This is a genomic window from Kitasatospora sp. NPDC058170 (assembly GCF_042883905.1).
In the GTDB taxonomy this organism is placed as follows: domain Bacteria; phylum Actinomycetota; class Actinomycetes; order Streptomycetales; family Streptomycetaceae; genus Kitasatospora.
The window spans coordinates 120,664-131,134 of record NZ_JBHVUV010000002.1 but is presented as its reverse complement, the minus strand read 5'-3'; the positions used below and the strand labels follow the sequence as shown (position 1 = coordinate 131,134).

Genomic DNA, 10,471 nt, shown 5'->3' with positions numbered 1-10,471 from the left:
GTGGTGGTGCCGGTGGGTGCGGACGGGAAGGTCAACCTGTTCAACGGCGCCTGGGACTCGACCCATGTGATCGCGGACGTGTTCGGGTACTACTCCTGACCCGGACCTGACGTCCGGTCCGGTTCCGGAGCCGGCGTCAGAGCGCTGATGCGGCGGGCCCGCTCCACTTCGGTGGGGCGGGCCCGTTCGGCGTTCCGGGCGCCCGGCCGGGGCGTTGTTCTGCTGGTGAGAATAACCTGTGGCGCGGGGGAGGGGTCGTCCCCTACGGTCTCGGACATGAGCAGCAGACTGCATCACGTGGCGGCGGTGAACGAGGAGATCGCGGAGCGGGGGAGCTACCGGGCGGCCGGGGGCGAGCTCGTGGAGGTGGGGGAGCGCCTGGCGGCGGCCCGGGCGGGGACGGTCTCGTACCCGCCCGAGGCGCTGGACGGGCTGGTGCGGGGCGGGGGCCCCGGGCCGCTGGCGGGTTCGGCGGCGGGGCCCGTCGAGGTGACGGCCGAGGGCAGTGTGCAGGCCGCGCGGCGGCTGGTCGAGGCCGGGGCGGGCCGGGTCGGGGTGCTCAACTTCGCCTCCGCGCGGAACCCGGGCGGCGGCTACCTGCGCGGTGCCCGGGCCCAGGAGGAGGACCTGTGCCGCAGCGCCCTGCTCTACACCTGCCTGCTGGAGGCGCCGGACTACTACGAGGCGCACCGGGCGTCGAGCGACCTGAGGTACAGCCACCGGGTGATCGTCTCGCCCGAGGTGCCGGTGATCCGCGGCGACAAGGGCGAGTTGCTGGCGCGGCCCTTCCCGGTGACCTTCCTGACCTCGCCCGCGCCGAACGCCGGCCAGCTGGCGCGGCGCTCGGAGCAGGTCGACGTCCGGGGCGTGCTCGCCGAGCGGGCGGTCCGGGTGCTCGCGGCGGCGGCCGAGCACGACGTCCGGGCGCTGGTGCTGGGGGCGTGGGGCTGCGGGGTGTTCGGCAACGACCCGGCCCAGGTCGCGGAGGCCTTCGAGGGTGCGCTGGCGCAGTACGGTGCGGCCTTCGAGCGGGTGGTGTTCGCGGTCTGGGACCGCACGCCCGTCTCGGCGAACCGGGCCGCCTTCGAGGCCCGGTTCACCGACAGCGCATGAACGGTTCGGCCCGGCCGCCGCGGGCTACCGGAAGGCCTGCTCGGACGGCTGGGCCGGCGCGACCCCGGCCAGCGCCGTCGCGGCCTCGGAGGGGGTGAGCACCCGCTCCAGGCGCAGGTCGCCGGGGATCTCCTGGATGAACCGCCCGGCGGACCAGCTCCGCTCGTACGGCTGCGGGTCCAGCACCAGGGTGCGGATCCCGTCCACCACGGGGATGTCGCCGGGCGTGCCCTCGTTCCAGATCCACGACCCGTCCGGCGCGACCAGGTTGAAGGAACCCTGGGCGATCAGCCGGCGGTGTCCGTCCACCTGCTCGGTGCGGCTGAGCGCGACGACCTCCGGGTCGGGCGCGACGCCCGGCAGGTGGCCGCCGCCGATCAGCTGGTCGGCGAGCAGGGTGTGCAGCTGGAAGTTGTCCGCCAGGCCGTCCATCCGCAGCAGGTAGCCGGTGCCGGTCGGGCGGTCCAGCACCAGCAGCGGCTCGTCGTCGAGGGTCCGGGCCAGGTAGGCCAGGCCCTTCAGGTCGTGCTGCTCGGCGCTGTACCGGTCGACCAGCTCCAGCAGGACGTCGGTCACCCCGGAGGCCCGGGCCGAGGTGCGGACGGCCGCGTGCGAGTACACCGCGAACGAGGCCATCTGCCACAGGTGCAGCGTCCACCAGCCGGCGACGGCCCGGTGGGCGTTCCACTCGTCGAGCTGCTCCCGGTCCTCGATCCGCTGGTGGGCCTGGGCCGGGCTCTCCTCGTCGGGGTCGGGCAGCGGGCCGCCGCCGGTCTCCTTCCACCGGTCGAGCAGCAGCAGGGCGCCGCTGAGCGCGCCGCGCAGGCCCGCCAGGACGGGGCCGGCGCAGGCCGCCGGGTCGGCGCCGCGCTCGACGCAGGCACCCACCATCATCGCCAGGTGCGCGCGGGGGAACGGCGGGACGGCGGGCAGCAGGGCGGCCAGCGCCGGGCCGACGGCCGCCGACTCCTGCGGCCCGGCGGGCCCGAGCCGGCTGCCGAACTGTTGGAGCGCGGTGCTGAGGCGCTCGCCGTCCGCGGCTTCGAGGGCCGCCTCCAGGTCGGCCAGCGCATCGGCCAGCGGGCTGGCGAGGGTGGGTTCCTGACGGACCGACGGGTACGCGTAGGCGCTCCGCGGGTCGGGCGTGGAGTTAAGGTCGGACACCATTCGCCGCATATTAGGCGGCCGTCCGGACGCTCCCGGCGCCGGGTGCCCGCCGCACCGCCGCCGCACAGCTCCGGGGCCCGCAGCAGCGGGCCCCGCCGCCGGCCTCACCGCCGGGCCGCCGGTGCCGGGGCGGTGTCGGTCCCCGGTGAGAGACTCCCCCCGTGACCGACCACCTCATCACCGACGGCCTCTACCGGATCCGCAACGTGGGCAGCGGACTGCTGCTGGAGGTCGCCGACGGCAGCCGCCGCAGCGGCGCCAAGGTCCGCCAGGGCGCGGAGGACGGCTCCGACGCCCAGCTCTGGCGGCTCACCGCCGTCCACCGCGGCGGCGCCCTGTACCACGTGGAGAACGCGGGCAGCGGCAAACGCCTCGACGTCACCGGGGCCTCCCCGGACAACGGCGTGCTCGTCCAGCAGTGGTCCGCCAATGCCTTCGGCGCCCAGGAGTGGCTCCTCGAACACCACCTCGACGACCCCGGCACCTACACGCTGACCAGCTTCATCAGTGGCAAACCGCTCACCGTCGCCGAGGCGGCCACCACCCCCGGCGCCCCCGTCCACCAGTGGGAGGACACCGACTCCCCCTCCCAGTGGTGGCGGTTGGAGCGCCGCCCGTAGCGCCGTCCGTACGTCCGGCCGCCCGCCCGGCCCCGATCTTCCGGCCCGTCAGGTCTGTCGGGCCCGTCAGGCCCGTCAGGCCGAGAGCTTGGCGCGCAGGGCGGTGAGCTCGTCCTCGGTGGTGCCGTGCGCGGCCAGGTAGGCCGGGACGGAGCCGTGGTGGGCGTCGATCCAGGCGAGCGAGGAGGCCAGCAGTTCGGCGGAGATCGGGCGGGAGACCCGCTCGGTGCCGGTCTCGTCGAGGTAGGGCGTGGGGCCGTCGAGGAGGCCGAGCCCGGCGTTGGAGAGCAGGTAGTCGTCGACGATCTCGGCGTCGGAGGCACCGAGCAGGGACTGCAGGACGGCGATGGTCAGACCGGTGCGGTCCTTGCCGACGGCGCAGTGGACGAGCGCCGGCAGGGCCCCCGGGTCCGCGAGGCGGCGGATGACGGCGACGAGGGACGGCCCGGCGGTCTCGGCCATGAAGGGGTAGAGCGAGACCTGGTCCTCGGGCCAGGGGCGGTCGACGCTCTCCCGGTCCGCGGGGAGGGTCGGCAGGTGGAGCGTCTCGTGGTCCAGGCCGTGCCGCAGGTCGGGCCAGAGTTCGAGCTCGGCGTCGCTGCGCAGGTCGATGACGGTGCGCAGGCCCAGCGTCTTGAGGCGCTGGGCGCCCTCCGGGGTGAGGGTGTGGAAGGACCCGGAGCGGTAGAGCACGCCCCGGCGCAGGGAGCCCACGCCGCCGGCGTCGCGGAGGTTGCGCACGCCGGGGATGTCGATGAAGGCGGACAGATCGGGTTCACGGCCCGGCAGGTCGGTCATGGCCTCCACCGTACGGGGGCGGGGACGGCCGGGGGAAGGAATCGGGTGGGGCCGTCCCGACCGTGCGGGGCGGGCCGGTTGCGGCGGCCGCGCCCGGTTCAGCGCCCTCCGGCGATGTCCAGGAAGGCGCCCGTGGTGTACGAGGCGGCCGGCGAGAGCAGGAAGAGGATCGACTCGGCGACCTCCTCCGCGGTGCCGCCGCGTCGCATCGGCAGCTCGGGGGCGACCCGGTCGACCCGGCCGGGCTCGCCGCCGAGGGCGTGGATCCCGGTGCGGATCAGGCCGGGGCGGACGGCGTTGACCCGGATGCCCTCGGCGGCGACCTCCAGGGCGAGGCCGCGGGTCATCGAGTCGACGGCGCCCTTGGCGGCGGCGTAGTCCACGTACTCGTTCGGTGCGCCGAGCCGGGAGGCGGCCGAGGAGACGTTGACGATGGCGCCGCCCCGCCCGCCGTGCCGGGTGGACATCCGGCGCACGGCCTGCGCGGCGCAGAGGAACGGGCCGGTGATGTTGGCGGCCCAGATCCGGGTCAGCCGGTCCTCGTCCAGGTCCTCCAGCCGGCACTGCCGCTCCAGCGTGCCGGCGTTGTTCACCAGGCCGGTGAGCGGGCCGAGTTCGGCGTCCACGGTGGCGAACAGGCGCTCGACCTCGGCGGTGCGGGTGACATCGGCCCGGATGGCGACGGCGGTGCCGCCCGCGGAGCGGATCGCCTCGACCACGGCGGTGGCGGAGGCCTCGTCGGCGCGGTAGTTGACGCCGACCCGGTAGCCGCGGCGCGCGGCCAGCAGGGCGGTGGCGGCGCCGATGCCGCGCCCGCCGCCGGTGACCAGGACGACGTCGGTGCGGGCGGGGCCGGTCGAGGAGCTCATGCCCTGAACGGTAGCCCAGCCGCCAGCCGCCAGCCGCTGGTGGGCCGTTGGCCGGGCGCGGCGCGGGCGGAGCGCGGGCCGGTGCGGCCGCCGCCGGAATTCGCTGGCCCGCCGCGGGCCCCGGCGGGCAGACTCCACTGACCACCGCGAGGCCCGAGGAAGGAGACCCCATGGCCCCCGGCACCGTCCTGCTCTCCGGCACCGTCCTGCTCTCGGGCATCGTCGGCTCGACCGCGTACGGCTTCGCCCACGCCGGTTCGGACGTCGACCGCCTCGGCCTGTTCGCCGCCCCGACCGAGGAGTTCCACGGTCTGCACCGTCCGGCCGAGTCGCACGTCACCACCGAGCCCGACCTCACCCTGCACGAGGCGGCCAAGTGGTGCCGCCTCGCGCTGACCTGCAACCCGACCGCCTCCGAACTCGTCTGGCTGCCGGACGACCTGTACGAGGTGCGCACCCCGCTCGGCGCGGAGCTGATCGCGATCCGCGACTCCTTCCTGAGCGCCCGCGCGGTGCGGAGCGCCTATCTCGGCTACGCCGACCAGCAGTTCCGCAAACTGCTGGCCCGCGACACCGCCGACCCGGCCACCCGCCGCCGGGCGGCCAAGCACGCCCGCCACCTGGTCCGGCTGGTCGAGCAAGGGGTCCGGCTCCACTCGACCGGCGAGAACGTGGTCCGGCTGCCCGACCCCGAGCGCGTCCGCGACCTCGGCGAACGCATCGCCGACCGCCCCGCCACCGCCGAACGCCTGCTCGCCGATGCCGACGAACGCCTCACCGGCCCCGGCGTCCTCCCGGCGACCCCGGACCCGCGCCCCGCCGAGGCCTGGCTCCGCCGGGTCCGCGCCGCCCACTACACCCCGCCCGCCCCGCCCGCCCGCTGACCCCGGCGCGCCCCCGCAATCCACTGGCGGAGCCCTGGGCCCTACCGGGTAGGATCACCGTGGCCCGCCCCGCACGGGACGGGCCACGGGCCGCTAGCTCAATTGGCAGAGCTGCGGACTTTTAATCCGTAGGTTCAGGGTTCGAGCCCCTGGCGGCCCACACGATCAGATCGTGCCTGACCTGGGCGTTCTCCTTGCGAGGAGGGCGCCCTTCGTCATGGTCGGCGCCGGGGCGGTTCCCTGGGCCGGGCAGGGAACGGGCAGGGACGGGCGGGGAACGGGTGGGGAATCCGCCGCTGCCCGGCATCGGACGGTCGGTCGTTCCCGCGTGTCCCGTTGTGTCCTGCCTGGTGGGCGGCCCGGTACGTGAGCCTGCGGCCGACGCGGGCGCCCGGGTGGCCCACCGTCCAACTCTGCTGCCGCGACGTGATGCTGACGTACGCACGGCTGACGTCGACGTCCTTCCGGTGAGTCCGCCACCGCATCGGAAGCGGATCGGAAGAGCCCCGGTTGTGGCCGCGGAAGCACGGGGGCTGGTCGGATCGGTCCGAGGGGCGGTGACCGGTGGGCCCGCAGGCCGGGGCCGGCGACAGGACGGCCGGGTCGCGCGGCCGAAGGCGCCGGGTCCCGCACCCGAGTCCGCCGGTGACCGCACAGGAGGTCCGCGTTGAACGACAAGATCCCGGAGCCGTCGGCCCCGGTGAAGGCGCAGGTCCGGGCACCGGGCGCCGCCCGGCCCGTCCACCCGCCGCCGTCGCTGCTGCCCCCGCCCGGGAACGTCCGGACCGGGGTGCTCGCGGTCGCGGGGGGTTCGCTGGCGGTGCTCGTGCTGCTGCTCGGGCTGGGCGGCGGCATCTCGGTCGGGTCGGACGACGGGGGCGGCATCGACCAGAGCCTCTTCACCGGTGCCCGGGGCGGGGGTTACGGGGTGCAGGGCGAGCCGCCGCCGGTGGTGACGCCCTCGCGGACGCTTCCCTCGCCCACCCGGACGCCCTCGCGGTCGCCCACCGCCACCACCTCGCCCACCCGGACGCCCGGGGCCCTGACCTCGCCGTCGGCCTCCTGGTTCGGCCCGTTACCGTCCGGCTCCGCGACAACGGCGGCGACATCGACAACGACCGCCACGGCGACGGCGACAACGACATCGACAACGACGGCCACGGCCACGCCGACCGGGCCCGCCCAGCCCGACGCGGTGCTGCGCGACTACTACGCGGCGATCAACACCGGGGCCTTCCGCATGGCCTGGCAGCTCGGCGGGCGCAACCTCGCCGGCGACTACGACACCTTCGTCGCCGGCTTCTCCGGGACGACCTCCACCACGGTGACCGTGCTCTCGGTCGACGGCGCCGCCGTCACCGCGACGCTGGACGCCCGGCAGACCGACGGCACGGTCCGGCACTTCCGCGGCGTCTACACCGTCACCGACGGCGCCATCACCAAGGCCACCGTCAACCGGACGGCATGACGGTGGGCCGGCCCGGGCGCGCAGGCGCCGCTCCCGGCCGCCCGCGGGCCGGGACGCGGACCGCGGCAGGACCGGACCCCTCCACCACAGGACCGGACCCCTCCACGACAGGAGCTCTGAACGACGGATGACCATCCACGGCGCCTCCCTCGCCGCGCCCCCGGACCCGTCCGGGCCCACCGCTCCTCCGGGGGTGGACGCCCGCAGCCGGGCCACCCGGCTGCTCGCGGCGGGCACCTACCTCTCCCCGGACTACCGCAGCGCGGTCATCAGGGAGCTTCTGACCAACCGGGCCCGGGCCGTCGCCCCCTCGTTCGGCTACGACGCCGTGCCGGTGCTCGCGCACGCCCTCGCGGCCCGCGCGCTGCAACGCAACTCCTGGGTGTACCTCGGCATCGGAGCCGTCCTCCTGTTCGTCCTCGCCGCCACCGGCGTGATCGGGGCCTTCTCCCTGATGCTGCTCGCCGTCTGGCTCTGGTGGTCGGCCGACTACCTGCGGCGGGTGGCCACCCTGCACACCCTGGTCACCCGGCTCAAGGACGGCGGGCCGGGCGGGGGGTTCGACGGCGGGCGCCCGTCGGCGGCCCTCCTCGGCGACGAGCTCGTCGAGAAGATCGACCGCGAGCAGTCGGCCCGGGACGGTCTCGCCTACTTCGGCGGCTACCGGCCGTTCGTCGGGGCGGGCGCGAGGCTGCGCCGGTGGTCGAACGCGCAGCTGCTGCTCGGGGCCCCGGAGGACGGGGACGACCCGGCGGAGCTGATCGCCCGGCTCACCGGCCGGACGGACCGGTACGGGTCCGAGGAGCCCACCGGCCCGGTCGTCACCAGACGCCGGCCCGTCGTGCCGTTCGACGTCGCGGAGCTGGCCGCGTTCGTCCAGCACCACATCACCGCCGAACTGCGGGACCAGGCAAGGGAGTCCGAGCGGATCGCGACGCTCACGGTGGAGCGCCGCAGCTACGCCCGGGCGGTCACCGTGCACGACCGGTCCGCGGGGGAGGGCTGGAGCCCGCTGCCCGCGATCGGCGACGACGGGGGCGGGCACTGGGCGGAGGGCTACGGCGCGTCCCGCGAGTACCTGTGCGCCCGGATCGGTTCCTGGGAGGAGGAGTTGGTCACCTCCGTGTTCGTGGGCTTCGACATCCGCGGCAACACCCTGCACACCGAGTTCCACAGCCATGTGCTGACCCCGGTGATCTCCGAGTTCCACCTGGTCGACCGGCTGCCGGAGCGCCTGGACGGACCGCTGCTGCTGCGGGCGGCCTGGGACTCCCTGCGCCACGTGGCGAGCCGGGCCTGGGTGGTCCTGCTGCCGCTGGGCCCGCTGCTGGCGGGGTTCGCGCGGCTCCGGGGGCACTACCGGGAGGGCCGGCGCTTCTCGGTCGAGCTCGTCACCGTCCCGGACCGCAGCGAGTTCCGCCTCGGCCGGTACGCGACGCTCGCGGTGAACCGCGGCGCGCGCACCAGCATCCGCGAGCTGGCCTGCAGCAACGCCTACCACCACTACTTCCAGGAGTCGGACGCCGACAAGTACACCCGGATCGTGGAGCGCCGCCTCCTGCACCTCGTCGAGCGCTTCCTGCGCGAGCACCAGGTCGACCTGGCGGACCACCGGCGCAACCAGACCACCGTCCTGGCGGGCAACCACTTCGGCACCGGTGACATCGACCTCTCGCGCAACAAGCAGGTCAACAACTGATCTCCCGCGCCGCCGGCACCAGGCCGGGCCGCGACCACGAACCCGAACCCGGGCACGACCACCGAGAACAAGGACACCCGACCTCATGACGGACCAGGAAGCGGGCCGCGGCGGAGCCGTCTACGGCAACCACTTCGGCACCGGCAACATCGACTTCTCCACCGGCAAGACCGTCAACCGCGGCGGTCCCCGGCAGGCCGCCGGACGGACGGCGGGCGCGCCGGAGCCGACCGGGACGGAGCTGAGCCGCAACGTGTTCGTGGTCCACGGCCGCGACGAGCAGGTCCGGCGGGAGATGTTCGGACTGCTGCGCAGGCTGGGACTGAACCCCCTGGAGTGGGAGCACCTGGTCGGGGCGACCGGCCTGCCCTCCCCGTTCATCGGCGAGGTGGTGGCCCACGCGCCCACGGTGGCCGGGGCGGCGCTCGTCCTGCTCACCCCGGACGACGTCGCCGTGCTCCACGACGATCTGCGGGGGTCCGCCGAGCCTGCGCACGAGCGGCTCCCCTCCGGCCAGCCGCGCCAGAACGTGCTGATCGAACTGGGCATGGTGCTGATGGCCTACCCGGAGCGGACGGTGATCGTCGAGTTCGGGGACGTCCGGCCGGCCTCCGACCTGGCGGGCCGCAACGTGGTCCGGTTCACCGCGGACGGGAACCCCGCCTACGCGCTGCGGAAGGTCGCGCAGCGGTTGGAGGTGGCCGGCTGCCCGGTGGACGACCGGGGCCACGACTGGCTGGACACCGAGCCGTTCCGGGACCTCGGGGCGTACCGCCGCAGGGGCTGACCCGGCGCCGGACGGACCGGCCCGGCCGCGGCGCACCACCGCGGCCGGGCCGTCGCCGTCCCTGTCGTCCCTGCCGTCCCTGTCATCACCGTGATCCCTGTCATCACCGTCATCGGCCTCGCCGGCGTCATCGGTGTCATGGGCGTCATCGGCCTCGTCACAGCAGCCGCGGCCGTCACCGGTCGGCCAGGCCCTCGGCCATGCTCCGCAGGAACGCCCGGACCTCCGGCACGGAGACGCTCGCCAGGTCCGCCGGGCGCAGTACGACCCGCAGCTCCCGGCAGACCGCGCCCTCCCGGGACCGCGCGATGAACGACATCAGGATCAGCCGCAGCAGGCTGTCCTGGTCCAGGTAGTCCATCCGGGCGAGCCCCGATCCCACCAGCGGCATCGCGACGGAGTCGGTCCGGGCCCGCCGGTCGACGGCGTCCCAGAGCCGGTTGAGGCCGAACCAGAGGTCCTCCACGCCGGACGCCGCCACCAAGTCGCGGCCGAGCCGGCTGTAGGCGGTGGCGAAGACCAGCCGGGGCGGGGCGCCGAGGACGGCCACGGTGCCGAGCGGGTAGCGGTCGAGCTTGCCGAGCGGCTTGTCCGCCCGGAGCTCGCGGGACAGCGGGGCGACCGGGGCGAGGGCGGCGGAGAGTTCGGCGTCCAGCCGGTCCAGGTCCCCGTCGTAGCGCCGCCGCAGCAACTGGGCCTGCACACTGCCCTCGTTGATCAGCCGCCCGTCCGCCGGGGCGGTGTCGAAGGTGTCGCAGAAGCCGACGACGAGGTGGCCGGGCGCCGCGAAGAGGTCGCCGGCCTCCACCACCACGGTCATGTCGGGCCGCCGGAACTCCTGGCGCACCACCGGGACCGGCCGCGCCCGGTAGGCGCCCCAGAGCACGCAGACCCCGGCGGAGCCCGCGGTCACCCAGCCGGGCGCGGGCAGTCCGTGCGGGAAGAGCGGTCCGGCGAGCTGACCCGCCACCGCGACCCCGCCGAAGGCGGTCGCGGCGTTGCGCAGGAACGCGGACGCGGTGCGCCGGGACACCCGGGGAGGGGCCGGCGGCCGGCTGTTCATTCG

10 protein-coding genes and 1 tRNA gene are annotated in these 10,471 nt (G+C 75.2%); 7 read left to right on the top strand and 4 right to left on the bottom strand.

What is annotated here, in order from left to right; all coding sequences use genetic code 11:
• Positions 1–276: 276 nt before the first annotated feature.
• A complete protein-coding gene (locus ACFVVX_RS03465; protein WP_387940905.1) occupies positions 277–1,113 on the top strand; it encodes a TIGR02452 family protein in 837 nt (278 codons plus the stop codon).
• A gap of 24 nt (positions 1,114–1,137) precedes the next feature.
• Here the strand turns inward: ACFVVX_RS03465 and ACFVVX_RS03460 are convergent, their stop codons facing one another.
• Positions 1,138–2,280 (bottom strand): hypothetical protein, encoded by a 1,143-nt coding sequence (locus ACFVVX_RS03460; RefSeq protein ID WP_387940903.1) that lies wholly within the window; start codon positions 2,278–2,280, stop codon positions 1,138–1,140.
• Between the two features lie 161 nt (positions 2,281–2,441).
• Between ACFVVX_RS03460 and ACFVVX_RS03455 the strand changes: the two genes are divergently transcribed.
• Complete coding sequence (locus tag ACFVVX_RS03455) at positions 2,442–2,900, top strand: RICIN domain-containing protein (RefSeq protein WP_387940901.1); 459 nt, start codon at positions 2,442–2,444, stop codon at positions 2,898–2,900.
• A gap of 75 nt (positions 2,901–2,975) precedes the next feature.
• Here the strand turns inward: ACFVVX_RS03455 and ACFVVX_RS03450 are convergent, their stop codons facing one another.
• Together ACFVVX_RS03450 and ACFVVX_RS03445 are read right to left on the bottom strand one after the other, a co-directional pair.
• Positions 2,976–3,698 carry a tyrosine-protein phosphatase gene (locus ACFVVX_RS03450; RefSeq protein ID WP_387940899.1) on the bottom strand — a complete coding sequence of 241 codons (723 nt, stop codon included), beginning with the start codon at positions 3,696–3,698 and terminating at the stop codon, positions 2,976–2,978.
• Positions 3,699–3,796: 98 nt separating this feature from the next.
• Positions 3,797–4,567, bottom strand: a complete 771-nt coding sequence (locus ACFVVX_RS03445; RefSeq protein WP_387940897.1) for an SDR family oxidoreductase — start codon at positions 4,565–4,567, stop codon at positions 3,797–3,799.
• Positions 4,568–4,737: 170 nt separating this feature from the next.
• On the opposite strand from ACFVVX_RS03445, the gene ACFVVX_RS03440 reads away from it, so the two are divergent.
• From ACFVVX_RS03440 to ACFVVX_RS03420, 5 genes are all read left to right on the top strand, one after another.
• Positions 4,738–5,451: a DNA polymerase beta superfamily protein gene (locus ACFVVX_RS03440; RefSeq protein ID WP_387940895.1), complete on the top strand. Its 714-nt coding sequence runs from the start codon at positions 4,738–4,740 to the stop codon at positions 5,449–5,451.
• Positions 5,452–5,538: 87 nt separating this feature from the next.
• Positions 5,539–5,611: transfer RNA gene (locus tag ACFVVX_RS03435), tRNA-Lys, on the top strand.
• 507 nt (positions 5,612–6,118) lie between these two features.
• A complete protein-coding gene (locus ACFVVX_RS03430) occupies positions 6,119–6,919 on the top strand; it encodes a hypothetical protein (protein WP_387940893.1) in 801 nt (266 codons plus the stop codon).
• A gap of 127 nt (positions 6,920–7,046) precedes the next feature.
• Positions 7,047–8,618 carry a hypothetical protein gene (locus tag ACFVVX_RS03425; protein ID WP_387940891.1) on the top strand — a complete coding sequence of 524 codons (1,572 nt, stop codon included), beginning with the start codon at positions 7,047–7,049 and terminating at the stop codon, positions 8,616–8,618.
• 85 nt (positions 8,619–8,703) lie between these two features.
• Complete coding sequence (locus ACFVVX_RS03420) at positions 8,704–9,405, top strand: TIR domain-containing protein (protein WP_387940889.1); 702 nt, start codon at positions 8,704–8,706, stop codon at positions 9,403–9,405.
• Positions 9,406–9,580: 175 nt separating this feature from the next.
• Here the strand turns inward: ACFVVX_RS03420 and ACFVVX_RS03415 are convergent, their stop codons facing one another.
• Complete coding sequence (locus ACFVVX_RS03415) at positions 9,581–10,438, bottom strand: macro domain-containing protein (RefSeq protein ID WP_387940887.1); 858 nt, start codon at positions 10,436–10,438, stop codon at positions 9,581–9,583.
• Between the last annotated feature and the right edge of the window lie 33 nt (positions 10,439–10,471).